Raw genomic sequence first — 26,205 nt, forward strand, 5'->3', positions numbered from 1 at the left:
AATCGTTATCCTCAAAAGCGGCTGCAAAGATAAAGAATTTAATTTCTAAATTCCAAAAGTTTTTTTGAAGTTTTTTTTCTTCGCCGTCACTTAGCCTTTTATTAAATGCAGCGAACTAAAAATTAGTTCAAAATCCCTTCTCTCTTTCTTTACTTTCAATATGCACAAACGTTCTGTATCGCCCGCCTGCTCTGCTTTTCTTTAGAACCCTTGTTCTCAAAAGCGGATGCAAAATAAGCGGTTATTTTTGAAAGGACCAAATCAAAATCCAATCTTTTTGAAGGTAAGGTATGTTAATTTGTGTTTTGAGCATAGTAATAAAGAAGTTAGTAAAATAAAAAAGGTGCAAAATAATTGCACCTTTATATCATTTAAGTAATCAAAGCTTATTTTATCCTTGCCATCGATTCAGATTCATATTCCCAATCCCATACTTTTCTAATGTCTTTGGTATTGATTTGCCAGCAAAGCGATACATGAAACATTTGCGTTTTTCCAAATCGCGAATAATCATTCCGAGGATTGTCTCCCTTTTTAAAATCAGTATTCAGAAAATCATCTAAATAGTATTTGAATTTCAAATTTAAACCTTTGGGAAGTTGAATTCCAGCAAACAATGATGGCACAAACCGGTTGGTTCGGTTACTAAACCATTCCGATGTTTTATATTTTTGACCATCCTCCCAGTATTTATATTTATAGTGAAACAACAATTCGTATTCTGCACCTCCATATATGTATGTGTTATTTCGAAAAGATCCCAGCTTAAGAGCAACCGGCATACCCAAAGTATAAGAGCGATGTTTTTCTTTTTCTAAATCTAATGCATCATCTTCGGTAATAAAACCAATATTACGCAGTGCAACACCAGAATATATACCAATAGCATTACTAAAATCGAAATGCACATATTGCCCCAAATGAAGAAAAGCAGTAAAACGCATGTTATTGGCTAAGTTTTGTCCATCTGACTCAACATCTGCCCAACCAAATATCAATTCTCCACTTGATATACTGTATACATCTGTCTGTGATTGAACATTTCCTGCAAAAAGAAATATTGCGGCAATAAAAAGTAACTTTCTCATAAATTAAGCTTAAGAGGTTAAATAATTAAAGCGAATATAAATAAAATACAAAAACATAAAAAAAGGAGATGACATCAATGCCATCTCCTTTTTTATATCTTATTACAAAGATTACTCTGCAGATTCGCTTTCTTCCTCAGCTTCTTCATCTACTGCATTAGGATCAATCAAATCATTTTCGATTAGGATATTATACCAGGTTAATACCTTTTTAATATCTGAAACATAAACCCTGTCTTTATCATACGAAGGTAAAATCTCTTCGAAATAATTCTTTAGCTCATTGCCCGAACTTTTTGGATCAATTGCTTTACCCCCATCCTCTTTTTCGTAAATGGCTTTGAACACATCTGCTAATTTTACATCTTCTTCTTCAGTGTAAATTGAGATATCTTCAAGGGCACTAATGCGCGAAGTGGCGTAAGCTGGAATACGTTTCCCGTCTAATAACGACTCAACAATAATCGAATTCTTTGCCTGAGAAACCATTTTAAACAAACCACGTTGTCCTGAAATGGCTAATAATCCTTTCAACATAAATTCCGTTTTTAATTTTGCTGCAAAAATAAAATTAATCCTCTTTATCCAAAATAAAACTCAACGATATCATCAGTCCTATTTCATGTTTCTTTCTTTTCTTATCTTATTGTAGGCTTCATTGACGCTTTTAAACTTCTCTTCAGCTGTCTTTTTTATATCATCTCCCAAATGAGCAACTTTATCAGGGTGAAAACGAACGGCCATTTTACGATAAGCTTTCTTCACTTCATCATCAGAAGCTGCCTCCTCAATCTCTAACACTTTGTAAGATGATTTTAAATCTGTTCCAAAAGTACCTTTTATTGATTCAAAATCGGAAGTGGAAATACCCAAGCCTTGAGCGATAGACACAATAAGATGTTTTTCTTCTTCTGAAAAATGACCATCAGCCTTAGCTATACCATATAATAAATGTAATAACTGTAATCTTGAATCATAGGGTACATTAACTCTAATTTGATGAACCACGTCACGTACTGGAATATCCTGTTTTAAGATATCTCGTAATAAAAGCAAGGCATCGGCTGTTTGTTTTTCTCCAAAAGTCAGAACCAGACTTCTTTTCACAAATTCTAATTCAGCCTTTACAACTTTGCCGTCTGCTTTCATAACGGCAGCTACCAAAATTAATAAAGAGGCCAAGAAACCATTACGTGATTGTGAATTTCTGTCCTTTTCCTGGTTTAGGAAACCAGACTGCTCTTCAGTCATATGACCAAACACTAATCCCATGATAGCACCAATTGGTCCTAATGTCCACCAACCTAATCCTGCTCCTAGTAACGATCCCCAAAATCCCATATTAAAGTTCTTTTATCAGTTCTATTGTTTGTTCAATCACTGATTGTTTATCATCATTTACAATTATCTTATCAGCCAACTCAATCTTCTGTTCATCAGTCCATTGATTATTCATTCGCTCCATAACTTTCTCCTTTGATACATTATCACGCAGCATGACTCTATTTATTCTAGTTTCAACCGGAGCTGTTACAAGTATCATTTTATCAAACTTTTTAAAGCCACCATTCTCAAAAAGTATAGCTGCTTCTTGCACAACTATTTTTGAGTTAGAATTAAATCGACACCATTGCTCAAAGTCGTTTTTTACAGCTGGATGTACGATCTGATTTAATTTCTGAAGCAAAACCTTATCATTAAACACCATTTGGGCAACAAACGTACGATTAACAACCTTGTTTTGGTAAGCCTCCTCTCCCAACAACTGCTTAATTTGAGCAACTACTTCAATCTGCGTATTCATTATTTGCTTTGCCCTATCATCGGCATAATATACCGGCACTCCCAAAACCTCCAATAATTGGGCAACTGTGGATTTGCCACTACCTATACCTCCTGTTAAACCAACTTTCAACATGATTTTTAATTTGAAGACTTACTGTTTTTCTCTAATAAGAACTCAACAAACAAAGGCGTATAAGACATTTGTCCAATTTGGGAAGGTTTTCTTTTCAACTTCACCTTTACTCTATGCGGTAAATTATTTAAATCAACAACAGAAAAATCAAGTGCAAACGAGAAATCGGAAGGTTTATAGGAAGCCTTTGATAAACCTAAACGATAGGATACATTAACTTCTGACGGAAATGCTTTTAATTGTAATGAATCCGGTAAACCTTCTGCATGTATAGGCACCTGTACAGATGCTTCGGTAAAAGGTTCCACTGGTATATTAATAACTACCCTTTTAGAAGAGTATGTCAACCAATCTACTTCTTTCAAACCAACATTACGCTTTAAAGTATCCTTCAGTTCTGAGAATAATTGACCTTTGGTTTGGATGGCAGTTAAAGTATCCAATATATTGCTGGGACCAGATACAGTAATAGAATCTGGCTGAATGGTGATACGGCCCGCCAACTGACATTGCTGAGCAAAATCTATTTTGGCATCCAGTACAACAGGTAACTTTTTGTATAAATTATCAACCAAAGGAACAAAAAGTGTATCTGGTGAAATGTCAACTAATGACATACCGGTAGCAAGTTTTCCTTCAATTCTGTTCTGATATTCTTTGGTAGAGATAATAACACCTTCGGAGCCTTTTAATTTTACCCGAGGCAATCCTGTTAAATCAATAGTTTGAGTTAAAAACTTTTCGTTTAAATGATAATTAAGAATTGAAAAGCCACCGCCCCGAACCTTTAAAGTCAAGTCGCGACGTACGTCACCAGTTATAAGTTCATCTTTGTTACTATTGGTATAGCGAATTGGATACTTTAATTCTGTTGTATAATTATCTTTACTTAAAGCATTGAGTATCCAGAAACAGGTAGATAGAAAGAGAAAGAATAAAAATATTAAGGCATTTCTATCCTCTCGTAACTCTTTTATACGAGCTTTTAAATATGTGAGGTACCGGCTATATAAAGCCTTCATTTTATCCATAAAAAAGACCATTGATACACAAATGTAAACAATGGTCTTTTAAAAAAAAATTACTTGTTAGTTGCCACGTCAGTCATGTCCATAACAATGGCAGACTTATCCATTTTAACTTTTACATTATCAGCTATTTCAACAATAACATGAGCATCTTTTACTTCTGAAACTTTACCATAAATTCCGCCAGTAGTAATTACTTTATCACCTTTTTTCAAAGCTTCGCGGTATTTACGTAATTCCTTTTGACGCTTCATCTGTGGGCGAATCATAAAGAAATAAAATACTACGATAATTAAAATAAAAGGTGCAAAGTTTAATAATGGATTACCTCCTTCAGCAGCCTGAGGTGGCAAGCTTAAAAATACGTTCAATAAATTCATAACTCTCTATTATATTTCAATTTTTTAATTTACATCAGCCCAAATTCTCAATTCTCGAACTCCAATGGAATCATTGGTAAGAACTTTGACTTGCTTAACCTGTCGCCCCTGCCATCCTCTGGTGTCAAAAACCAATTCAACAAAAGAAGAATCACCGGCTCTAACAGGCTCTTGCGGATATTTAACATCTGTGCATCCGCAGCTTTTTTCAACATTTAATACTAAAACAGGTTCGGTTCCTGAGTTGACAAAAATAAAGCGATGACCTACTACATCGCCTTCTTTTAACGCTCCAAAACTAAAAGATTTTTCTTTGAATTCAACAAATCCTTTACTTATTCCTCTTTTGGTTGACACTTTATTATGGCACGAAACCAGAAATAACAAAGCAATAAAGAATAAATTGAAAACAAATCGAAAATTCATTAAGCCTTTGGTTTATTAATAACTTTTTGTTCGATTAAATGATCTACAATTTTATCCAGCACACCATTAATAAACAACCCACTTTTATTGGTTGAATAAAACTTAGCAATTTCGATATATTCATTTAATGAAACATTGACCGGAATATTTTTAAACTCTACTATTTCAGCAATTGCAATTTGCATTAAAACTATATCCATATAGGCCACACGATCGTAATCCCAGTTTTTAGTAAACTTCTTAATCAACTCCATGTTTTCTTTTTGATTAACAAGTGTTTTACGCAACAACTGCTTTACAAAATCCTCATCCTCTTCATCTTTGAACTCAGGCAGAAGGTGCTCATCAGCTCCGTTTTCTTGCGAGAAGCCTTTAACCGTTTTTACAACCATTGAGATGATAAATTCAATCTCATCATTCCAGTAAACACTTTGCTCTTCAAACAATGAAAACAAACCATCGTATGGAGCTACTACCTTCTCAATTAACTTAGCAATAAATTTAGTATCTACAGCATAATCACCCGGCTCAGTTTCCATGTAATCAATATACAATTGAGATTTCGTGATTGCTTCAAATACACCTTTAACTACTTCTGGATTGTTAACCCAAGGATTACCATTTTTTGCATTATAAGCTAATAGCTCATTATTGTCGGCTAACTGTACTAATAAGGCATTTTCAACAAATCGCAGATTGGGATTTAAGTCATCTTCAGAAGGACGCTTCTTTTGTTTTCGTAACTCAATCCTTTTTTCTGCAAATGTCTTCAATTCAAGCATTAGCAACAGGAAAGTATGATATAACTCGTGAGATTTGGTAATGCTATGAAACAACTCTTTTTCGGTTTGCTGAATGGATGATTCACCTTTTTGGTGATGTGCGTAAGCCATTTGCATAACCTTTACCCTTAACAATCTTCTACTTAACATCCTATAAGAACTTTTTTTTTACTATTGCTGCAAAAGTAGAGTTTTTTTAGTGGATAATCTTCAATTTATGAAGAAAAATAATTGTTAAAAAAACAGTAATTCCTTACAAAGAAGACAACTGTATAAAATACAAATAAATAGTTTTAAATATTTTATTAAATAGTCACTTGAAAAATACTGTAATTCATATCTATACAAAGGTTATTTTTTAATCATTAATAATCTAGTCTCTCATCAATCGCAGATGCCTTATTTAATCAAACATTTGCATTATTTTATTCAATGCGAAATGATGTGAATAAAATTAAAAAACATCGAATTTTTGTAAAAAAAGATTGGTTAATACCGAAATATTTACCACTTTTGAACCATACAATATGTTTCCTAAACGCAAAAAACACAATGGAAGGATTTGATAAAAAAGAAGAAATTGAAAAGAATGAAAGAGAGGAGATCTTTTCGAAAGCAGTAAGGGCAGGAAAACGCACATACTTCTTTGATGTAAAGGCTACACGAAAAGAAGATTATTACTTAACCATTACTGAAAGCAAAAAGAGATACGATCAGGATGGAAGGTATCATTTTGAAAAACATAAGGTTTTCTTATATAAAGAAGATTTCGACAAGTTTGCCGATGGTCTTCAGGAAACTATTGATTTCATTAAAAAGAACCAACACTTTGAGGCACCTCAAACAGACAAAGTTCTTCAAGAAGAACCTATCTCTTCTAAGGAATATACAAGTGTTGAGTTTGAAGATTTACATGAATAACAATTAGATTGTTATAAAAAAATAAAAAAAGGCTGTTTTAACAGCCTTTTTTATTATCATATTTTCCGGTTTTATCTTCAATAGTAACCTCTTTTTGAGAATGTGATTGAATTTTTAAATTGCAAAGCACACTTTCTGCCCTTCCATCATAACAGGCTTCCTGTGCTTTTAAAACTACTTCCATTACTTCAGAATATTTACCTTCAATAACTGTTTCAAACGGAGTAACTCTATATTTTAAACCCGATTGTTCAATAACAGCTATTGCTTTGTCAACTATTGAATATGTTTCTGAAGGATTTGCAAATGGCAAAACCTGAATGGCTACATTAACTTGTTTATCTTTCATTGTTTTATATTTCTGCAGCCATCTTTGTTTTACTTTTTATTTGAAGAATCGATGGCCTTTTTAATTTGATTTAACGTTGGTTTTGCCGAATTAGTAATTAGCATACCTGTATCAACAAAATCACCCATTTCATTACAACTTTTAATAATGTCGGCAAAGAGTTTTTTCAATCCTGTTTCAAGAGGCACTAAAGCTGTAATCGTGGCAAAGTAACCAAAAAAGCGAAGGTCCTCCAATTCTGCTTTATTTTTATTAAAAGCATAATCTAATTCCTGGATAATAATTTGCTGTTGAAAATCGGTAAAATATTTTTTTGCCTGAGCTTTTATCACCACAAAATAACGAAGCTTCATTCCTTTCCCTCCTAACCCGGTAGATATAAATAAAGGAGGCTTATCCATTAAAGTACTTTGTAATAACATTTTACTCTCCTGATAAGCAAGTACACTCCATTCCATCAATGATTTATCGGGTTTATTACGGTACGCTTCCAAAGTTCGAAAGGCTTCAACTTCGTTAATAGATGCCAATTTAGTAAGTAGTTTACGCTTTTCGTTCAAACTCATTCCATCATCAAACAATTTGTTTTTATCTTTTAAAACCTGAGTCTGATCGATTTCCTTTTTCACAACAGCACTTTCTTTTAGGTATTCTGTCTGCAACTTCAGATCTATCTCTTCTTCTAATACCATTATGTTATTACCATATTGTTTTATCTTCTCTTTATAACTTTCCATTTATTATTATCTTTATCACCCTTAATGTCAAAATTGAGTTTTATACAATCGGCTATACAAAAAAATTCAACAATAAAGAATCCCAATATGTTGGTATTGTAACAACCAATCGTGTAATCTATTTTTGTAAACGAAATTATTAACAAGACGTTTCAAGTTTGGGAGTATTTTTTGAATGAAATTATCAGAACTAACTAATGGCAAGGAAGGCGTAATCGTAAAAGTCAAGGGACATGGAGCCTTTCGAAAGCGCATATTAGAAATGGGTTTTGTAAAGGGGAAAAAAGTGAAGGTAATTAAAAATGCTCCACTTAAAGATCCTATTGAATACCAAATTCTTGAATATAAAATATCTCTTCGCCGAAGCGAAGCGGATTTGATTGAAGTAGTAACCAAGGAAGAAGCTAAGGAGTTAGCTCCGCTTGAATATCACGGCACTTTTGGTGATGATTTACTTAAACAATCGGTAACCCACAAGCACAAAACCATCAATATTGCCTTGGTTGGAAATCCCAACTGCGGCAAAACCACAATATTTAATTTTGCCAGTGGCGCCAAAGAACATGTTGGCAATTACAGCGGAGTAACTGTTGATTCCAAGCTGGCAACTTTTCAGCATAAGGGATTCAAATTCAATATTATTGATTTACCGGGAACCTATAGCATTTCGGCCTATACACCTGAAGAAACGTACGTTCGGGAATATATTTTGGGTGAAACACCAGATATTGTTGTAAATGTTGTGGATAGCTCCAATATTGAACGCAACCTTTTTTTAACAACACAATTAATAGATTTAGATGTTAAGGTTGTAGTTGCCTTAAACATGTTTGATGAACTGGAACGCAAAGGCGATAAATTTAATTATTCCAAACTAGGTAAAATGTTGGGTATTCCTTTTGTTCCTACTGTTGGTTCAAAAGGCAAAGGACTGGATGATCTATTTAATAAATTGATAGATGTATATGAAGACAAAGAACCTATTGTAAGGCACATACATATAAACTATGGCGATTTAATTGAAAATGCCATAAAAAAGATTCAGCCTCATTTAAGAGTTCAAAGTGGTGACTTAAAAAACCGAATGTCACCCCGATACATTGCAGTTAGAGCTTTAGAAAAAGATAATCAACTGATGGATTTCTTATCGAAAAAAGAAATTTACCAGGATCTGGTTGTTGAAATCGAGAATCAAATCAATAAAATTGAAAAACGAACCGGTGAGGATACAGAAACGCTAATCACTGATGCCAAATTTGGTTTTGTTGCAGGAGCTTTAAAAGAAACCCTGGAAGAAAAGCCCCGAACAAGGAGACGAAAAACGGAACTTATAGATAATATTCTCACCCACAAATACCTGGGTTTTCCGTTCTTCATCCTTTTCATGTGGGTTATGTTTTTAGCCACATTCCGATTAGGAGAGTATCCTATGAACTGGATTGATGCCGGTGTGGGGGCTTTATCAGATTTATTGACTAATGTAATGCCTGAAGGTTCATTTAAACATCTTTTGGTGGATGGAATAATCGGAGGTGTTGGTGGGGTAATCATCTTTTTACCCAATATTCTTATTCTGTTCCTGTTTATATCCTTTATGGAAGACACTGGCTATATGGCTCGTGCTGCTTTTATCATGGATAGAATAATGCATAAAATGGGCTTACATGGTAAGTCGTTTATTCCATTGGTAATGGGTTTTGGTTGTAATGTGCCCGCCATTATGGCAACACGAACCATAGAGAATCGTAACAATCGGATTCTTACAATGTTGATTAATCCATTTATGTCGTGCAGTGCCCGTTTACCGGTTTACATTCTTATTATAGGAGCTTTCTTCCCTAATAATGCCGGCACCATTCTGTTTGCCATGTATGGAGGAGGTATTCTGATAGCTGTAATAATGGCTCGTTTATTTAAACGATTTCTGTTTAAGCATGACGATGTACCGTTTGTAATGGAGCTTCCTCCTTACCGTGTTCCAACTATTCGAAATACATTGCGCCATATGTGGCACAAAGGATATCAATATCTTAAAAAGATGGGTGGTATCATATTGGTGGCATCAGTAATTATATGGTTCCTGGGGTACTTTCCTCAAAACAAAGAAATTGCAAAAAAATACGACGCACAGATTGAGCAATTGCAAGCTGGCATGGATAGTAGTTCCGCACTGGAAAAAGAAGTACTACTAAAAAACATCGACTCATTGCATATTGAAAAGTTAAGTAAACAACAAGAAGAAACGTATATTGGTCATCTAGGGCAAATAATTGAACCTGTAATTGAACCATTAGGTTTTGACTGGAAAATGGGAGTTAGTTTAATAACCGGTATTGCAGCCAAAGAAATTGTTGTGAGTACAATGGCTGTACTTTATCAAAGTGAAGAAGGTGATGAGAACAGTTCTCAACTTATCAGCCGTTTAAGAGATGAGAGGCATGTTGATGGTAGCAAAGTATTTAATAAAGTAAATGCACTTGCTTTTCTTGTATTCATACTCATTTATTTTCCATGCGTTGCCGTTATTGCAGCAATTAAAAAAGAATCCGGATCATGGAAATGGGCTTTGTTTACTATCTTTTACACAACAGGATTAGCCTGGATTCTGGCATTTGCAGTGAACCATATTGGAGGATTGTTGTTTTAGCTCTATGATTCAGGAAATTCTAACATATCTGGTTGTAGCATGGGCCTTTTATAAGGTATTTATTTTCTTCTACCGAATATTTAAACCTGTTAAAGGTGGTTCGGTATGCGGACCTGCAGGTGCTTGCCCTTCCTGTGATGCCAAAACAGATTTATTTAAAGATATAAAGAAAGGCAGGTTTCCAACTTTGCTTGAAGAAAAATAAACGTAAAAACAAAAGCCCGGTAAATTGAAACCGGGCTTTTTGCTTATTCTTCAGGTATGTTTTTTAAGACATCTAAGAGATGATCCCAAAATTTTTGTACGGTTTCAATATTAATTCGTTCATCTGGCGAATGTGCCCCTTTAATAGTAGGTCCAAATGATATCATATCCATTCCCGGATATTTTTCCAGAAACAAACCACATTCCAATCCTGCATGAATAGCACGAACCAAAGGTTCTTTATCGAATAATTTAATATACGAGTCTTTGGTAACTTTCAATATTTCGGAATCAGTGTTTGGCGTCCAGCCAGGATAACCATCGGTATGTCTAACTTCAGCACCGGCTAAGGTAAATACCGATTCTACCATTTGAGCAATATCGTCTTTTGAGCTTTCAACTGAACTACGTTGACTAGTTGTTACCAAAATAACATCGGTATTCATTTTTACTGATGCCAAATTTGTTGAAGTTTCAACTAAACCTTCAATATCCCTGCTCATAACCATCACACCATGAGGACAGGCATACAAAGCATTCAACAGATTATTCTGGGCCTCCTGATTAATTACTTTTGCAGGTAAATCAACCGATTCCAGTTTCATTCTTAATTGAGGTTCTGTTGTTTTTAACTCCATTTGCACATCATGAAACAAAATATTTAGAGAAATTCTGCTTTGCTCTTTGTACTTAGATGGAACCACACAAATAGCGGTAGCCTCCCGTGCAATCGCATTTCGAAGGTTACCTCCATCAATACTACTTAAACGCATTTCGCAATCGCGCTGCATTTCCCACAAGTAACGTGTTAATATTTTATTGGCATTTCCTAATCCTTTTTCAATATCATCACCGGAATGACCTCCTTTTAATCCCGTAACAGTAACTTTGAAGGCAAATCCATTCTTTGGAGTACTTTCATATAAAAACGGAAATTCAGCAATAGTATCTACTCCCCCAGCACATCCAATAAACAATTCTCCTTCATCTTCAGAATCAAGATTAAGCAAAATTCGAGAATCAAAGAAGCCTTCTTTAAGCTCAAACGCACCTGTTAAACCTGTTTCCTCATCTACTGTGAATAAACATTCGATAGGACCATGTTCAATATTGTCAGACGCAAGAATAGCCATTTGGGCAGCTATACCAATTCCATCATCTGCACCTAAAGTTGTACCTTCAGCTTTTACCCATTCGCCGTCGACAATAGGCTTTATGGCATCGGTATCGAAATTAAATTTAGTATCGCTGTTTTTTTCACAAACCATATCGATATGCGACTGTAAAACCACCGATTTCAAATTCTCAATACCTTTGGAGGCAGGCTTCTTAATTAAAACATTGCCAATATGATCTTTCTTTGCTTCTAACTCATTCTTTTCTGCGAAATCAAGCAAGAACTGTATAATTTTTTCTTCTTTTTTTGAGGGTCTTGGAACCTGACATATTTCTTCAAAATAGTTCCAAATTGTATTGGGTTCAAGATGTGATAATTTACCCATTTGAATAAGTATTTATTAATTAGGTTAAACTTATTTAGGTTGCTCGTAATTTTTAAATAAGGTAAGCAGATGCATTATCTCCTTTTTTTTGTTTTCATCCCCTTTATTTTCATATGCATTAACCAGGTTATTGAATAACCTACGTATGATTACCGGATTATCGCATGGCAGAAAATATTCTTCTTTGGGTTCTAACTTTTGCTGTTTTATGAAATATTCAATTTCTTTTCTCCCTAGCACGGCACCTTTATTTATAGGATTGATATAAAACATTACCGAACTGGTATCAACAATCTCTCCTTCTTCAACAATCCCTGATTCATCCATAAAAGCCAGAATGAAGTTTTTAGGCAGATTTACACCAAAAACTGGCATTCCCAACTGATTGCACAAAAGCGAATAAATAATTGATAAAGAAATTGGATTTCCTTTTCGCGTAGTTAAAACTTCGCTTATAAAATTATTTTCCGGCGCCAAAAAGCGATTAGTATTACGCGAATATTTATGATTATCAAATAAAATATGATTGATAACCCGTACTTTCTCAAGTGATGTTAAATGCTCGTTTAGTTGCAGCCAAATCTCTTTCTTTAAGTCTGACAAAACATCAGTAATATTTGATAGCTGAAGCTCAGGGTACTGATACTTACATACAAGATAAACACCTTGGAGCAGATTACTATGATCTGTCTTTAACCATTTCTTTAATTCTATAAAAATATCCTGCAACTGAATATTATGAATTATGGTCTCTATTCTTTCCTGAAAAAGATTATCCAATGAGTTTTCCCAGGCTTCTTCCAATTCGGGCACGATATCCACTCTTTCCTTCAGTAATTCATTCTCAACTGAAGAAAAAACCTCTTCATTAGGATCGTCTAACAAAGTGATTAGAGCTTTTATCCTTTCCTTCTTCATCAACTATTTTGTAAGTTTATTCAACACATATTTAATCAACTCTTTCACTACTGGCTTATAATCCTTACTTGCAGTTCCAGCCAAGCGATTAGCAATAATAACGCAAACAGTTGCTGCATGATGCCCAAGCAATGCACTTAAGCCATAAATAGCAGAGCATTCCATTTCGTAATTGGTTACTCTTAAATCGTTATATCTAAAGTTAGTAATTTTCTCATTAATATCCGGATCAGCTAACTCTAAACGTAAAACACGCCCTTGCGGACCGTAAAAGCCAGGAGCTGAAATAGTGATTCCTTTAACAACTTCCGGACCTTCGAGTTTTATTAATAAATCATCAGCGGCATTAATTACATATGGTGAAGTTAATTGAGGATTCCAATTCAAGCTTTGTTTAAAATTCGCTTCAAAATCAATATCGCAAACACTATCTCTGTTCGCATAGAAATTCAATAATCCATCAAAACCAATTCCTTTATCACTTAATAACCAGGTATCAACCGGCAAATCTTCTTGCAGTGAACCGGAAGTACCAATCCTTACAAAATTTATAGAAGTCTTTTCTGGCTTAACAGTTCTTGTTTCAAAATCGATATTCATAAGAGCATCCAGCTCATTTACCACAATATCAATATTATCAGTACCAATACCCGTCGCAACCACTGTAATACGCTTGCCATTATATTTTCCGGTACAGGAAACAAACTCTCGATTAGATCGCTTTAATTCAATTTCATCAAAGAAGCTGGCTACTATTTCAACACGCCCCGGGTCACCTACAAGTATTATATTTTCAGCTATTTCACCAGGTTTTAAATGCAGATGAAAAACACTTCCATCATTGTTGATGATTAATTCTGAAGCTTCTATTTTTCTCATGTTAACTTAATTTTAGTTCAAATTAATGATTTTTTTTCGAGAAAAAGGAAGGCAATAATCACTATTAAACCCGAGTTTGATTGAAATATTAAAAAGAACACAATACTAATGCAGCATTTTTACAATGTAATTAGAAGAATAGCATTAAACAATGTACTTTTGTAGTCGAATTAAAAAATGATACAGTGAAATTCTCGGAATTAAATATCAACACAGTACTTCTTAACGCCTTAAATGACTTGGGATATGATGAGGCAACTCCTATACAGGAAAAAGCATTCCCGGTTATCATGTCAGGACGCGACATGGTAGGTATTGCTCAAACCGGAACAGGAAAAACCTTTGCTTACATATTACCTATTTTACGTCAACTAAAATTCTCAAAACAACGCCATCCGCGCATTTTGGTATTGGTTCCAACCCGCGAATTGGTTGAACAGGTAGCAGGCGAGTTTAAAAAGCTTACCGAATACATGAACGTGAGAATTGGTGGTGTATATGGTGGTACCAATATCAATACACAAAAAGAATTGGTATATGAAGGATTGGATGTGTTGGTGGCTACTCCTGGTCGTTTAATAGATCTTTCATTAACCGGTGTTTTGCGATTGAAAACCATTCAAAAACTGGTTATTGATGAAGTGGATGAAATGCTGAACTTAGGCTTCAGATCTCAGTTAGAGCAAATAATGGATCTACTGCCCGAAAAACGTCAAAACCTGATGTTTTCAGCTACCACCACCGAAGATGTAGATCAACTTATCGCTCATCATTTTTATCAACCAGAAAGAGTTGAAGTGGCAGCTACCGGAACACCTTTGGAGAACATTTTCCAAAGTGGATATATGGCTCCTAACTTCTATACCAAGCGTAATTTACTGATTCACTTACTCAACACTGATGAATCGATGAATAAGGTATTGGTATTTGTTAAGAACAAACAAATAGCCGATCTTTTATTTAATGAATTGGATCAGAGCTATCCTGAGGCAATTGGAGTTATACATTCTAACAAATCGCAGAATAACCGTTTTAGAACTGTAGAAGAGTTTTTAAATGGTGATCGCAGAGTTTTAATCGCCACTGATGTTATTGCCAGGGGTATGGACATCCAACATGTTAGTCATGTAGTTAACTATGATATGCCGGAAGTACCAGAATCATATATTCATCGTATTGGCCGAACGGGTAGAGCCGATGCTGAAGGGTTAGCTATTGCTTTTATATCGGATGATGAAATGGAGCAATGGGAAGCGGTACAAAAGTTAATGAAAAAAACAGTAACTCTTGAACCATTACCGGCTGAAGTGAAGGTTTCTGAAATGCTGCTTCCATCCGAAGAAGAAGTATTGGCTGGATTAAAAGTAAACAAAGCTCCCAAACCTGTAATTCAAAGTGGTCCTGCTTTTCACGAGAAGAAAGAAAAAAACAAAAAAGTTAATTTGGGAGGCTCTTACCGACGTAAATTAGCTGCCAAATACAAAAAGCCAAAAACCAGAGGTCAGAAGCGAAAATAATCTACCATCCATTTCAATGAAAAGAAAGATCCTTTTTTTAATAAATCCTATTTCGGGAATTGGTAAACAAAAAACCATAGAAAATCTGCTGAGTAAAGATTTTAATAACGAAAAAGGTGAATATGAAATCCAATATACTCAACATCGGGGCCATGCCCATGAATTATCGAAAGCAGCTATTGGACAATTTGATATTGTAGTAGCTGTAGGTGGAGATGGAACGGTTAATGAAGTTGGATCGGCACTAATTGGTAGTAAAACAGCAATGGCCATTATTCCTACCGGTTCGGGTAACGGACTTGCTCGATACCTGCAGATTCCGCTTCGTATTAACCGGGCCATTCAGGTTATTAACGAAATGAAGTTTAAAACCATTGATACTTTAAGTGTAAATGGTCAGGCATCATTAAATGTTGCAGGTATTGGATTTGATGCTTTCATCAGTCATAAATTTGCCGATATAAAAGATCGCGGTCCATTGGGATACATGAAAATGATACCTAAAGAATTTGCCAATTATCAATCACAGACCTACACCATTACCATTGAGGGTGAAAAATATAAACTACCTGCCTTTCTACTTAGTTTTGCCAATTCATCACAATGGGGAAATAATGTACATATAGCACCGCAAGCAAAAATTGACGATGGATTAATTGATGTTTGTATTATAAAGGAATTTCCAAAGTTTACGGCTCCTGCCCTTTTAATCAGCTTGCTTGACCAGAGTCTTGATCAACGTCCTTATGATGTTATTACCCGAGCAAAAAATATTGAAATAGAATGTGATGAACCCATGTTAGGACACCTTGATGGCGAACCTGTTAAATTAGGACAAAAAGCTAAAATAGAAATCAATCCTTTATCATTAAAAGTGGTGGTCCCTCCTGATGATTTCAACAGAAATGCATTTTTCGACCCTTTAAATACTTTAAAAGAATTGATTCCGCCATTACCCCATATCCCAAACTTACCTCATTTACCAAAGGGTTTGTTGGGCAATGATGACAAATAATCAATCAAACAAATGTTTGTATTCTGCAGGCATCATATTAAGATGTTTTAGTTGAATGTCTTTATAAAAAACTTCTGCAGCTTCGCTCTGAATTTGGATTTTACCTTTGGTTAAGGATTTTGCCTTACCATTATGTATATATCTTGAGTTCTGTAATATCATTACCACATTACCGTTTACAATATGCAAACTTTTATCCTCAAAACATATTAGCTCAATGGTGTTCCACTCACCATTTGGTTTCTCGTAATTAGCACTTCTCAAGCAAAAACCTGCAATCTCTTCATTTTGTCCCATTGGTAAAAAGGATTGACTTTCATCGGCAACCGGATTCATGATATACTCAGGAAGATAAGCTTTAATATCAATAGCTGAGGTCAACTGACTCCAATAATCACCCATATGACCTTCCATAATTTGCAGTTCCTGAGATAACATCCAGGTGCGCCAATAATCGGCACCATAATCACCAATTGAATGATATAAGATTCCAGAATCTTTCAGTAATTTTTTTCTCGGCTCATATTTTTTATCTCCCCACTTCACTTTAAGTTTAAGATGATAGTTTGCATATTCTTCTTTTGAAATAATGCAACCATATATCTCACCACTCACTCTTAAAATATTTTCATCGTTTTCATTAATCATTGAAAACACATTGTATCCATTTGGGTTCAGGCCAATAGGTAAAACTTCATTCCCTTTATCATCTGTTGGTATCTCTCCGTTATATCCTAATTTATGCCGATAACTCAGGAAAGTATCCCACTGTGAAAGATCTTCATCTAGTAAATTTATCCAATTGTCGTGAGGTTGATCGCACATCGAGAATAATAATAAAAGCAAGATAGAGGTGAGACATTTTTTCATAAAGCAAGTATTTAGTATATGTGAAGTTACAAATAATAGTAACAATCTCTCTTCCATCACATATCAGTCAATAGTAATTATATAATAATTCATGTCAAGAAAATGACACTTTATGCCTGTTTATTGATATTAATTAAATGTAAGATACGCTATTTTCGATTAAGCAAGCTTCTTAAAAGGTAGAGCTTTAGGCTAAAAAATCCATAACTGAAAATACATCTTAATTTAATTGTATGAAATTCATATTACAAAAATCAGTACTAATCGCAATTTTGTTTGCCTTTGCTACGCATGTAGGTAGATCTCAGGAAACAATTAAAGTAAAGCCCAATCCCGATAATAAACTACAAACCATTGAAGGATGGGGTACATCATTGTGTTGGTGGGCTCACATGGTGGGACAATGGGAAGACGAAGAAACCATCGATGAAATAGTTAATTTAATAACCTCGCCCGACCAACTAAATATGAATATATTCCGCTACAACATTGGCGGTGGTGATGATCCTTCTCACCTGTCTCAACCTGGTAATCCGGGCCATATGGCAAAAGGGAAAGGAGTAAGAGCTGAAATGCAAGGATTCAAAGCCTCTGAAGATGCTGATTACGATTGGTCGGCCGATGCCGGACAGCGTAAAATAATGCTTAAGCTAGCTGCTCAAAGAGAAGATGCTGTTTTTGAAGCTTTTTCTAATTCAGCTCCTTATTGGATGACGTACAGCGGTTGCTCAGCAGGAAATAATCCTTCATCTGCAGATAATGTAAAACCGGAGTATTACAATGCTTTTGGTGATTACCTGATTGATGTTTGCGAGTTTTATAAAAAGAAATACAATATAGAATTTAAAACACTGGAACCATTTAATGAGCCATTAACTAATTATTGGGGACATATGGGTGGTCAGGAAGGATGTCACTTCAGCATTAAAGCTCAAATGGAATTTCTTCGGGTTTTATATCCCAAATTAAAAGCTACCGATTTAAATACAGTTCTTTCTGCATCTGATGAAACAGATATTTCTGGCTTTAACCGCACCATGAAGGCATACTTAAAAGCAGGTGACATTAAAGATATGTTAGGGCAAATAAATACACATAGTTATGGAGGTAACAACAATGACCGTATAGAAGCTCGCCAATTGGCAGATAAAATGGGGAAAACCTTCTGGCAATCCGAATCAGGTCCCATTGGTATTGCCGGAAGAGGACTTGAGAGCAACCTGGGTATGGCACAACGTATGTTTGACGATTTACAAATTATGAAACCTTCAGCTTGGCTTGATTGGCAGGTAATAGAATACGGCAGCGATGTATGGGGCTTAATGAGTGCTAACCACCAAAAAGAGAAGTATCGAATTATGAAACAATTCTACGTGCGCATGCAGGTAACACGCTTTATCAAACAAGGTTATTCGATAATTGAATCGGAGGATAATAAAGTTCTAATGGCGGTAAGTCCGGATGATAAAGAAATTATTGCCGTAATACTTAATGAATCTAGTGAAGAAAACACTTTTGAAGTAAACCTATCCTCTATTGGATTTAAAAATTATGACATTCAGTTATATCGGACTTCAAGAGAAGAAAATTGCGAAATCATTGCAAATGGCTATTCAAAACAGAAAAAAGCTCTTCATTATAATGCTCCCAAGCAGAGCATATCAACATTTGTAATCAAATACAAATAATAGCTTTAGTATTTTTTGATTCGAAGAGGATTTCCAAATGGAGATCCTCTTTTTTATATTTTATAATATTAGTTATTTATTAATCGGTTAACTCAATACTCTTGAAATTAAGATGATGCATTATCTCTCTCAATACCAATATCACGGCTATATCCTTTTTATTAATATCAATTCCTGAAATAACCGGAGAGGCACCCATAATAATATAAGCGTACTGATTAAACAAATCCTCAACACGTTGACGATCATATTTCGATTCATTCAATCCATTTTTTCGAAACAGATCCATCATAGCCGTATCCTTTGTTGTTAATTCATCTTCAACATTTAGTAAAGCTTTATTACTCATCAATTCATCCTCAATATAGTTTATGGCATATTCAATTTCTGCTTCATTAGGGACATCATGCCTAAAAAACTTCTGAATAATAAAATCATAACCTATTTTAAGCTTCATTTCCTTTTCAATACTATTATTCTGAATAAAATCAAACTGAATGTAATCCTGCCCTATTTGTAATCGTCTTTTATTTTGTTCTTTCATCATTCAAGGATAAAAAAAGTTCTGCCCGTGTAAACCGACAGAACCTTAAAGTATTGTTAGTAATCTTTTTTAAAGTACTTGTTTCACCGATTCACTAATAGGCGTTGTGGGTCTGCCAATTAATTCTGAAAGCTGCTTACCTTCATCATACAAATCATTTTTAGAGGCACCTACATCCCATCCTGCAATTGCATCGGCAAAACCTTCAGGAATACCAATACTCTTCAATACTTTAGAGTACTCGGCTTCCGGCATATTGCTGTATGGAATAGTCTTACCAGTTTGTTTCGAAATTTCTTCTGCCAACTCTGTTAAGGTATAAGCGTTATCACCTGATAATTCATAAACTTTGCCTTTGTGACTATCATCAGAAAGAACAACTGCAGCTGCTTCCGCATAATCAACACGCGCTGCTGATGAAATTTTACCATCACCTGCACTACCCACAAAAGCGCCTGCTTCAACCGAACCGGGTATAGAACCAGTATAATTTTCGGAATACCAACCGTTACGCAAAACAGTATACTCCAAACCTGACTCTTTCAGTGCCTTCTCGGTAGCCAAATGTTCTCCGGCAAGGCTTAACGATGATTCTTCTGCATGTAATAAGCTAGTGTAAACAATCCATTTAATACCTGCTTTTTTAGCTGCTTCAATTACATTTGAATGCTGTATAGCTCTTTGTCCTATCTCATTTCCAGAAATAAGTAATAAGTAATCAATTCCGTCTAGCTGAGCAGCCAATAATTCTGGTTTTGCATAATCAAATTCCCTTGCCTCAACTCCTAATGATTTTGCTTTTTCTGGTGTACGAACCAAAGCAATCACATCTTCACTTGCTACTCTTTTTTTCAACTGTTCAACAACCAATTGTCCTAATTGTCCTGTTGCGCCTGTAACTCCTAATTTCATATTCTTAAGTTTTTAATTGTTTTTGTTTAAGTAATTTCTTTGATACAAATGTACAGTGTAATCGAGCCTCGCACACTTGACCTATGATAAGAAATAGAATTGACACATGTTAACTGGTATAATCTAAACAGATAAATTTGACATTGGTTTATAAAAAGTAACCACTTTATTTTAATACAGTTAAATAAAAAAGGCTGCCCCAAATATGGAACAGCCTTTTTAACATTATCTAATTCTCTAATATTTATTTCTTACGATTACGAGCAGACATTTGTTGCTGTTTTTGCATGTCTTCTAAACGCTTTTGAAAACTCGATTTTTTACTTGGTTTCTTTTGATTAGCCTTAAGTTTAGCTAATAAAGCTTTCTCATCAACAAAACGACGGATCAATAATGTTTGACCAATGGTTATTAAAGTTGAGATGAAATAGTAATAACTTAAACCTGCTGCATAATTATTAAAGAATACCAGGAACATTACAGGCATCATATACATCATACCTTTCATACCTGGCATTTGCTGACTGCTTTGAGTCATCTCCTGGTTGATATAAGTATATACAATATTGGTAGCTGCCATTAATAAGGTAAACAAGCTAATATGATTACCATAGAATTTAGTGATTAATGGAATATCACCTGTCCAGCTAATAATAGCATCGTACGATGACAAATCTGTTGCCCATAAAAAGCTCTCACCACGTAGTTCAATTGATGCCGGGAAAAACTGGAACATGGCAAACAATATAGGCATCTGGAATAACATAGGTAAACATCCACCCATAGGATTTACTCCTGCCTTTCGATACAAGGCCATGGTCGCCTGCTGACGCTCCATTGCTTTATCCTTTGGTATCTTCTTGTTGATCTCTTCAATCTGAGGCTTCAACACCTTCATCTTAGCTGTTGAAACATATGACTTATAAGTAAATGGGAAAAGAATCAACTTAATTAAAACAGTTAATAATAAGATGATTAATCCATAATTACTTATGTATCTTTCAAAGAAATGGAAAACCTCAATTACACCCAGGTTGATGTAACGAAGAAAGCTCCAGCCCAAATAAACTAACTGACGAAGGCCTAAATCTTCATAAGGTTTTAATGCTTTAAAGTCATTAGGACCAAAATAAAAGTTAAAGCTGTGCTGATCGTTTCCACTAAAAGGAACGGCAACCATAGCTGTTGCATCCATAATAACAGGCTCATTATCATCTTCTGGTGTAACAGCCTTTACATTTCCGCTTAAGAAGTTATCATTTGAGATGAATACTGATGAAAAGAACTGATCTTTAAAAGCTACCCACTTTAACTTAGTTCTTAATTCTTCCGTTTTTGTACCGCTTGCAGATATGTGATCCACATCGTCTTCAGCAAAACGATAGTAAATACCTGAATAACGACGTTCGAAACCAACTCCTTTTTCCTGAGCCGGCACTTCCATATCCCAGTCGATATCCAACGATCCGTTGCTGGTTGCAATAACATTACCCAAATTTTGAGTGGCAATATTAAAATCAACCATATAACTATTTTCGGGTAATTCGTATGAGAAAACTAATTTACCTTCAGCAGCATTTACAACAAAATCAACTTTATTGGATGAAGTTTGTGGTAATGCAGTAAAGTATAAATCGTTGGTATGAAAGAATCGGCTACTATGAGTAAACTTAAAACCAAAGCGGTTTTTATCGCCATCCATTAGTATAACAGGACTCTCATCGTAATTTTTGTATTCTTTTAATTCTACTGAATAAACACGAGCACCTTTATTGCTCAATGTAAGCTTCATTACATCATTTTCTAAAGTAACAAAACTTTGCTCACCCTCTGCTGCATCAGCTAATAATCCGTATCTACTGCTTTTTTCCTGCGCAATAGTTGCTGAATCCTTTTCTTCTACAACTTTAGTTTCTTCAGCTAAATCAGCTGCTGCTTTTGCCTGACGTTCTGCTTCTGCGTTTTGCTGTTCTACTAATGCTATAGAATCACGAACTCGTTTTTGCTCAGCCAATTCTTCATCCGATGGCTGATTCCACCATGTGAAGAACCCAAAAATGAGCACAATTAGTATAATTCCAGTTATTGAATTTCTATCCATTTTAAACTTGTTATATTTTTTTATTCAGAGATAGCGGCTTTAATAAATGCCATGAAAATTGGGTGAGGTTTTAGAACCGTACTGCTATATTCAGGGTGGAACTGAACCCCAACAAACCATTTATGTGCTGGAATTTCCATTATCTCAACCAAACCGGTATCAGGGTTGCAACCGGCAGCTTTCATACCACCTTTTTCATAAGCTTCGATATACTCACTGTTAAATTCGTAGCGATGACGGTGACGTTCGTGAACCAGCTCTTTACCATAAGCTTGTGCCGAATTGGTTCCTTTTACTAACGAACACTCATAAGCTCCCAAACGCATGGTACCCCCCATTTCACTCACATTCTTCTGATCCTCCATTAGGTTAATTACCGGATCAGCTGTTTTATGGTTCATCTCAATTGAATTGGCCTCAGGTAAATTTAAAACGTTACGAGCATATTCAATTACAGCACATTGCATTCCTAAACAAATACCCAGGAATGGAATATTGTTTTCTCTAACATATTTTACAGCAACTAACTTACCTTCAATACCACGATGTCCAAATCCGGGTGCAACCAAAACACCATCTAATCCATTCAATTTTTCGGCAATATTTGTATCCGTCAATCCTTCTGAATGAATTAGTTCAATTTTTACTTTACGATCGTTGTAAGTAGCCGCATGAATCAATGCTTCTATAATGGATTTATAAGCATCAGCCAGCTCAACATACTTACCCACTAAACCAATCTTAACTTCTTTAGTGGCTTTATTCATTTTTGTCAAGAAACCTTTCCATTCTTTTAAGGCTGGTTTCTCAGCAATAGGTAATTGTACTTTTTCAAGAATAATTTCATCCAACCCTTCTTCCTGCATCTTAACAGGAACCTCGTAAATAGTTTTTACATCAATTGACTGCACAACAGCCTTTGGATTCACATTACAGAATAATGCTACTTTTTTACGGATATCTGTTGTTAAATCGTGCTCGGTACGCAACACCAGAACATCAGGTTGAACACCAATTTCTAATAATGCTTTAACCGAGTGTTGTGTTGGTTTGGTTTTTAACTCACCCGACGCATTCAGGTAAGGAACCAAGGTAAGATGAATAACTGCAGCTCTGTGTCCCAGTTCCCACTTTAACTGACGCACTGCCTCAACATATGGTAATGATTCAATATCACCAACCGTACCACCAATTTCGGTAATTACCACATCGTACTTATGCTTGCTGCCAAGTAATTTGATATTACGTTTGATCTCATCGGTAATATGAGGAATAATCTGAACAGTTTTACCCAGATAATCGCCCTTACGCTCTTTATTTATCACATTTTGGTATATACGACCTGTAGTAACATTGTTAGCTTGCGATGTAGGCACATTTAGAAAACGCTCATAGTGTCCCAAATCCAAATCAGTCTCGGCACCATCTTCAGTTACATAACATTCTCCGTGCTCATACGGGTTCAACGTTCCGGGATCCACGTTCAAATACGGATCCAACTTTTGAATTGTAACACTATAACCTCTTGCTTGCAACAACTTAGCCAACGAGGCTGATATAATTCCTTTTCCCAATGAGGAGGCTACACCCCCTGTGACAAATACATATCTTGTTTCTGGCACAACAGTATTTTTAAATTATTAATCCATCAACTCCGACGAGTCAAAATTAAAAACCACAAAGGTAGAAAAATACCATCAAAAACGATGAATCATTAGTGCTTTGCGACAAAAAAAAGGTCGACTTTTTGTCGACCCTCTTATTTTATTACTAATCCATGTCTTCCAACATGTCTAACTTCTTGTTAAGTAACTTGATATTTCGTCGTCCTGTTTCAATTTTATGTTTGAAGTCACGAACCAAGGCTTCCGACTTTTTCGATTTGGCAAAAAATCCAATGTTATTTTCCCAAACCGTAATGTCGTTCTCAAGTTGTTTTAATTTATTAATAATCTTATTTCGCTCTTGAGTTAATCTGTCGCCCGACAAATTGTTCGTCTTATAATTCTCGATCTTATTTCGGAATTTCTCAACATTCTTATGATACTCATCCAAATTTAAATTATCGAAATATTGATTAATCAAACCACGAAACTCCTGATTTACTCGATCTTTATCTTTAATTGGCACATGACCAATCTCGGACCAACGATGCTGAAAATCCTGTAACTTATTAAAATTCTCCTCTGAGTTATCAGATGCTTCAAAAGCAGCTACTTCCTTAATCAGAGCTTCTTTCAACTCCAGGTTTTTCTCTTGCTCTTCGTCTTTATGACTAAAGAAGTTTGATTTATGATCAAAGAAAGCATCACAAGCCGATCGGAATCGTTTCCAAATAGCATCGCTTTGCTTACGAGGAACAGGTCCTATTTCTTTCCAACGTTTCTGAATCTTAATATACTCATCGGTTGTACGTTTCCAATCAGTACTTTCTTTCATCGATTCAGCTTGCAAACACAATTCTGTTTTCAACTCCAGGTTATGAGTCTGCTCTGATTTATATGACTTAAAGAATTCGCGTTTTGCATTAAAAAATGAATCACAAGCTGAACGAAAACGCTCGTATATTTTGTTATTATCTTTTTTAGGTGCAAATCCAATCGTCTTCCAGATACTTTGCAATTCAATCAATTGCTTACTTTTGGCTTCCCATTCTTTGGGTGAGTGCAATTCAACATGAATCAATGCTTCTGCTTTTTCGCATAACTCTGTTTTAGCCTCCAGATTTTTTTGTAACTGATCTTTTAATCCTTCAAAATATTCTTGATGACGTTTGTTAATTAAAGAAGTAGCCTCTTTAAAACGAGCCCATAAATCTTCTTTTTTATCATGAGGTACAGGACCAATCTCGCGCCACTGATCGTGATACTTCTGTAATGTTTTAAAAGCTTTTACTATGGTTGGTTCCAACAATAATTTTTCAGCTTTCTCACAAAGACCAATTTTAGCTTCCAAATTCTTTTTCAGATCTAAATCACGAAGCTCTTTATTGATTTTTATGTAGTTATAAAAATTCTCGATATGATAGTTGTAGGTCTCCCACAAATCATGCACTTTCTCTTGTGGAATATGTCCTATGTTACGCCAGCGTTGCTGTAAATCACGGAAAGCCTGGAAAGTTTCATTTAATGATTCCTGTCCATTAATCAATTCCTTGATACCTTCTATTACATCTAACTTGGCCTGGTAGTTATTTTGTCTTTCTTCTTCCAAACGACGATTAAACTCAGCTTTTCGTGCTTTAAACTCCTGCAACAAGCGCTTTAAGTCAATCTCAAGGCTATCAACCGGAGGTGCAAAGTTTTCTTCCAACTCACCTGATTCTACAAACTTGCGCTTCAGGTCTTCAAGCTCAGCCTTATGTTTTTTATAGAAAGCTCCTTTAATGGCTTCTACTTCTTCCTTAATTTTCTCAACCGGATAGTTCTTTAATACATCTTTCAGGCGCTTGACCAATTCATCTTTATGAAGCATAATATGGTCAACCGGCTCCAACTCAACTTCCTCGGTTTTATCCTTTTCCTCGTCTGAATCCTTCTCCGCTACCTCCGCAGAAACCTTTTCTGCATCCTTTGGTTCTGGTTGAACTTCAACTTTTTCTTCTTTCGTTTCTTCTTTTTCAGACGCAGTGTTCTCTACAGGCACATTTTCAGATTGATTTTCTGAATTCAAACCATTTTCATCTTCCAATGGTTTGTTTAGGTCATTTGCTTCCATAAGCTTTCAGTTCTAATTCGCAGAATCCACTGATTCTGTCTCAATTCTTTTATCTTACGAAT

The 26,205-nt window shown here is 35.2% G+C and carries 25 protein-coding genes; 6 read left to right on the top strand and 19 right to left on the bottom strand.

From position 1 onward, the window contains the following. Positions 1-386: 386 nt before the first annotated feature. From KEM10_RS17235 to nusB, 8 genes are all read right to left on the bottom strand, one after another. The gene (locus KEM10_RS17235) at positions 387-1,088 is read right to left on the bottom strand and encodes a hypothetical protein (RefSeq protein WP_212217278.1); all 702 of its coding nucleotides are present in this window, start codon (positions 1,086-1,088) and stop codon (positions 387-389) included. A gap of 111 nt (positions 1,089-1,199) precedes the next feature. Further along, a complete protein-coding gene (locus tag KEM10_RS17240; RefSeq protein ID WP_212217279.1) occupies positions 1,200-1,625 on the bottom strand; it encodes a DUF5606 family protein in 426 nt (141 codons plus the stop codon). Between the two features lie 78 nt (positions 1,626-1,703). Further along, positions 1,704-2,429, bottom strand: a complete 726-nt coding sequence (locus tag KEM10_RS17245; RefSeq protein ID WP_212217280.1) for a TerB family tellurite resistance protein — start codon at positions 2,427-2,429, stop codon at positions 1,704-1,706. A 1-nt stretch (position 2,430) separates the two neighbouring features. Then, positions 2,431-3,006 carry a dephospho-CoA kinase gene (coaE, locus tag KEM10_RS17250; RefSeq protein ID WP_212217281.1) on the bottom strand — a complete coding sequence of 192 codons (576 nt, stop codon included), beginning with the start codon at positions 3,004-3,006 and terminating at the stop codon, positions 2,431-2,433. A 5-nt stretch (positions 3,007-3,011) separates the two neighbouring features. Next, a complete protein-coding gene (locus KEM10_RS17255; RefSeq protein WP_212217282.1) occupies positions 3,012-4,037 on the bottom strand; it encodes a YbbR-like domain-containing protein in 1,026 nt (341 codons plus the stop codon). 50 nt (positions 4,038-4,087) lie between these two features. Beyond that, the gene (yajC, locus tag KEM10_RS17260; protein ID WP_212217283.1) at positions 4,088-4,414 is read right to left on the bottom strand and encodes a preprotein translocase subunit YajC; all 327 of its coding nucleotides are present in this window, start codon (positions 4,412-4,414) and stop codon (positions 4,088-4,090) included. 24 nt (positions 4,415-4,438) lie between these two features. Beyond that, positions 4,439-4,840, bottom strand: a complete 402-nt coding sequence (locus KEM10_RS17265) for a DUF1573 domain-containing protein (protein WP_212217284.1) — start codon at positions 4,838-4,840, stop codon at positions 4,439-4,441. Next, entirely contained in the window at positions 4,840-5,733 is an 894-nt protein-coding gene (nusB, locus tag KEM10_RS17270; protein ID WP_244825972.1) for a transcription antitermination factor NusB, read from the bottom strand. Before nusB ends, KEM10_RS17265 begins: the two co-directional genes overlap by 1 nt. A 441-nt stretch (positions 5,734-6,174) precedes the next feature. Here nusB and KEM10_RS17275 point away from each other — a divergent pair, with 441 nt between their 5' ends. Next, on the top strand, positions 6,175-6,543 hold the full coding sequence (locus tag KEM10_RS17275) for a DUF3276 family protein (protein ID WP_212217286.1): 369 nt from the start codon (positions 6,175-6,177) through the stop codon (positions 6,541-6,543). A 37-nt stretch (positions 6,544-6,580) separates the two neighbouring features. Here KEM10_RS17275 and KEM10_RS17280 read toward each other — a convergent pair whose 3' ends face one another. Both KEM10_RS17280 and KEM10_RS17285 read right to left on the bottom strand, forming a co-directional pair. Then, on the bottom strand, positions 6,581-6,892 hold the full coding sequence (locus KEM10_RS17280; protein WP_212217287.1) for a thiamine-binding protein: 312 nt from the start codon (positions 6,890-6,892) through the stop codon (positions 6,581-6,583). A gap of 29 nt (positions 6,893-6,921) precedes the next feature. Then, positions 6,922-7,629, bottom strand: coding sequence for a hypothetical protein (locus KEM10_RS17285; RefSeq protein WP_212217288.1), 708 nt, complete (start codon positions 7,627-7,629; stop codon positions 6,922-6,924). Between the two features lie 175 nt (positions 7,630-7,804). Between KEM10_RS17285 and feoB the strand changes: the two genes are divergently transcribed. Next, positions 7,805-10,276, top strand: coding sequence for a ferrous iron transport protein B (gene feoB, locus KEM10_RS17290; RefSeq protein WP_212217289.1), 2,472 nt, complete (start codon positions 7,805-7,807; stop codon positions 10,274-10,276). Positions 10,277-10,280: 4 nt separating this feature from the next. Next, positions 10,281-10,481: a FeoB-associated Cys-rich membrane protein gene (locus KEM10_RS17295; RefSeq protein WP_212217290.1), complete on the top strand. Its 201-nt coding sequence runs from the start codon at positions 10,281-10,283 to the stop codon at positions 10,479-10,481. 43 nt (positions 10,482-10,524) lie between these two features. On the opposite strand, the gene KEM10_RS17300 is transcribed toward KEM10_RS17295, so the two are convergent. Genes KEM10_RS17300 through KEM10_RS17310 form a run of 3 tightly spaced genes read right to left on the bottom strand, consistent with a single transcriptional unit; the run spans position 10,525 to position 13,779 of the window. Then, entirely contained in the window at positions 10,525-11,982 is a 1,458-nt protein-coding gene (locus tag KEM10_RS17300) for an aminoacyl-histidine dipeptidase (RefSeq protein ID WP_212217291.1), read from the bottom strand. Positions 11,983-12,012: 30 nt separating this feature from the next. Further along, on the bottom strand, positions 12,013-12,900 hold the full coding sequence (locus KEM10_RS17305) for a transglutaminase-like domain-containing protein (protein ID WP_212217292.1): 888 nt from the start codon (positions 12,898-12,900) through the stop codon (positions 12,013-12,015). A 3-nt stretch (positions 12,901-12,903) separates the two neighbouring features. Then, on the bottom strand, positions 12,904-13,779 hold the full coding sequence (locus tag KEM10_RS17310) for a nucleoside phosphorylase (RefSeq protein ID WP_212217293.1): 876 nt from the start codon (positions 13,777-13,779) through the stop codon (positions 12,904-12,906). 185 nt (positions 13,780-13,964) lie between these two features. On the opposite strand from KEM10_RS17310, the gene KEM10_RS17315 reads away from it, so the two are divergent. After that, entirely contained in the window at positions 13,965-15,296 is a 1,332-nt protein-coding gene (locus KEM10_RS17315) for a DEAD/DEAH box helicase (protein WP_212217294.1), read from the top strand. A gap of 16 nt (positions 15,297-15,312) precedes the next feature. Continuing rightward, positions 15,313-16,311, top strand: coding sequence for a diacylglycerol/lipid kinase family protein (locus KEM10_RS17320; protein WP_212217295.1), 999 nt, complete (start codon positions 15,313-15,315; stop codon positions 16,309-16,311). On the opposite strand, the gene KEM10_RS17325 is transcribed toward KEM10_RS17320, so the two are convergent. Then, a complete protein-coding gene (locus KEM10_RS17325) occupies positions 16,312-17,181 on the bottom strand; it encodes a 3-keto-disaccharide hydrolase (RefSeq protein WP_212217296.1) in 870 nt (289 codons plus the stop codon). It lies immediately after the preceding gene. A 233-nt stretch (positions 17,182-17,414) separates the two neighbouring features. Here KEM10_RS17325 and KEM10_RS17330 point away from each other — a divergent pair, with 233 nt between their 5' ends. Then, a complete protein-coding gene (locus KEM10_RS17330) occupies positions 17,415-18,869 on the top strand; it encodes a glycoside hydrolase family 30 protein (RefSeq protein ID WP_212217297.1) in 1,455 nt (484 codons plus the stop codon). A 79-nt stretch (positions 18,870-18,948) separates the two neighbouring features. Here KEM10_RS17330 and KEM10_RS17335 read toward each other — a convergent pair whose 3' ends face one another. The 5 genes from KEM10_RS17335 to KEM10_RS17355 form a co-directional block, all read right to left on the bottom strand. Then, positions 18,949-19,413 (bottom strand): hypothetical protein, encoded by a 465-nt coding sequence (locus KEM10_RS17335; RefSeq protein WP_212217298.1) that lies wholly within the window; start codon positions 19,411-19,413, stop codon positions 18,949-18,951. Positions 19,414-19,482: 69 nt separating this feature from the next. Next, the gene (locus tag KEM10_RS17340) at positions 19,483-20,325 is read right to left on the bottom strand and encodes an SDR family oxidoreductase (protein ID WP_212217299.1); all 843 of its coding nucleotides are present in this window, start codon (positions 20,323-20,325) and stop codon (positions 19,483-19,485) included. A gap of 244 nt (positions 20,326-20,569) precedes the next feature. Further along, positions 20,570-22,426, bottom strand: a complete 1,857-nt coding sequence (yidC, locus tag KEM10_RS17345) for a membrane protein insertase YidC (RefSeq protein ID WP_212217300.1) — start codon at positions 22,424-22,426, stop codon at positions 20,570-20,572. Between the two features lie 20 nt (positions 22,427-22,446). Continuing rightward, positions 22,447-24,048: a CTP synthase gene (locus KEM10_RS17350; protein ID WP_212217301.1), complete on the bottom strand. Its 1,602-nt coding sequence runs from the start codon at positions 24,046-24,048 to the stop codon at positions 22,447-22,449. A gap of 148 nt (positions 24,049-24,196) precedes the next feature. Then, positions 24,197-26,143 carry a DUF349 domain-containing protein gene (locus KEM10_RS17355; RefSeq protein ID WP_212217302.1) on the bottom strand — a complete coding sequence of 649 codons (1,947 nt, stop codon included), beginning with the start codon at positions 26,141-26,143 and terminating at the stop codon, positions 24,197-24,199. Between the last annotated feature and the right edge of the window lie 62 nt (positions 26,144-26,205).

Source organism: Carboxylicivirga linearis, assembly GCF_018271995.1.
In the GTDB taxonomy this organism is placed as follows: domain Bacteria; phylum Bacteroidota; class Bacteroidia; order Bacteroidales; family Marinilabiliaceae; genus Carboxylicivirga; species Carboxylicivirga linearis.

Bases quoted from the DNA above. Each gene is read 5' to 3' on its own strand.
- KEM10_RS17235 (WP_212217278.1), bottom strand. From the start codon at position 1,088: ATGAGAAAGTTACTTTTTATTGCCGCAATATTTCTTTTTGCAGGAAAT.
- KEM10_RS17240 (WP_212217279.1), bottom strand. From the start codon at position 1,625: ATGTTGAAAGGATTATTAGCCATTTCAGGACAACGTGGTTTGTTTAAA.
- KEM10_RS17245 (WP_212217280.1), bottom strand. From the start codon at position 2,429: ATGGGATTTTGGGGATCGTTACTAGGAGCAGGATTAGGTTGGTGGACA.
- coaE (WP_212217281.1), bottom strand. From the start codon at position 3,006: ATGTTGAAAGTTGGTTTAACAGGAGGTATAGGTAGTGGCAAATCCACA.
- KEM10_RS17255 (WP_212217282.1), bottom strand. From the start codon at position 4,037: ATGGATAAAATGAAGGCTTTATATAGCCGGTACCTCACATATTTAAAA.
- yajC (WP_212217283.1), bottom strand. From the start codon at position 4,414: ATGAATTTATTGAACGTATTTTTAAGCTTGCCACCTCAGGCTGCTGAA.
- KEM10_RS17265 (WP_212217284.1), bottom strand. From the start codon at position 4,840: ATGAATTTTCGATTTGTTTTCAATTTATTCTTTATTGCTTTGTTATTT.
- nusB (WP_244825972.1), bottom strand. From the start codon at position 5,733: ATGGCTTACGCACATCACCAAAAAGGTGAATCATCCATTCAGCAAACC.
- KEM10_RS17275 (WP_212217286.1), top strand. From the start codon at position 6,175: ATGGAAGGATTTGATAAAAAAGAAGAAATTGAAAAGAATGAAAGAGAG.
- KEM10_RS17280 (WP_212217287.1), bottom strand. From the start codon at position 6,892: ATGAAAGATAAACAAGTTAATGTAGCCATTCAGGTTTTGCCATTTGCA.
- KEM10_RS17285 (WP_212217288.1), bottom strand. From the start codon at position 7,629: ATGGAAAGTTATAAAGAGAAGATAAAACAATATGGTAATAACATAATG.
- feoB (WP_212217289.1), top strand. From the start codon at position 7,805: ATGAAATTATCAGAACTAACTAATGGCAAGGAAGGCGTAATCGTAAAA.
- KEM10_RS17295 (WP_212217290.1), top strand. From the start codon at position 10,281: ATGATTCAGGAAATTCTAACATATCTGGTTGTAGCATGGGCCTTTTAT.
- KEM10_RS17300 (WP_212217291.1), bottom strand. From the start codon at position 11,982: ATGGGTAAATTATCACATCTTGAACCCAATACAATTTGGAACTATTTT.
- KEM10_RS17305 (WP_212217292.1), bottom strand. From the start codon at position 12,900: ATGAAGAAGGAAAGGATAAAAGCTCTAATCACTTTGTTAGACGATCCT.
- KEM10_RS17310 (WP_212217293.1), bottom strand. From the start codon at position 13,779: ATGAGAAAAATAGAAGCTTCAGAATTAATCATCAACAATGATGGAAGT.
- KEM10_RS17320 (WP_212217295.1), top strand. From the start codon at position 15,313: ATGAAAAGAAAGATCCTTTTTTTAATAAATCCTATTTCGGGAATTGGT.
- KEM10_RS17325 (WP_212217296.1), bottom strand. From the start codon at position 17,181: ATGAAAAAATGTCTCACCTCTATCTTGCTTTTATTATTATTCTCGATG.
- KEM10_RS17330 (WP_212217297.1), top strand. From the start codon at position 17,415: ATGAAATTCATATTACAAAAATCAGTACTAATCGCAATTTTGTTTGCC.
- KEM10_RS17335 (WP_212217298.1), bottom strand. From the start codon at position 19,413: ATGAAAGAACAAAATAAAAGACGATTACAAATAGGGCAGGATTACATT.
- KEM10_RS17340 (WP_212217299.1), bottom strand. From the start codon at position 20,325: ATGAAATTAGGAGTTACAGGCGCAACAGGACAATTAGGACAATTGGTT.
- yidC (WP_212217300.1), bottom strand. From the start codon at position 22,426: ATGGATAGAAATTCAATAACTGGAATTATACTAATTGTGCTCATTTTT.
- KEM10_RS17355 (WP_212217302.1), bottom strand. From the start codon at position 26,143: ATGGAAGCAAATGACCTAAACAAACCATTGGAAGATGAAAATGGTTTG.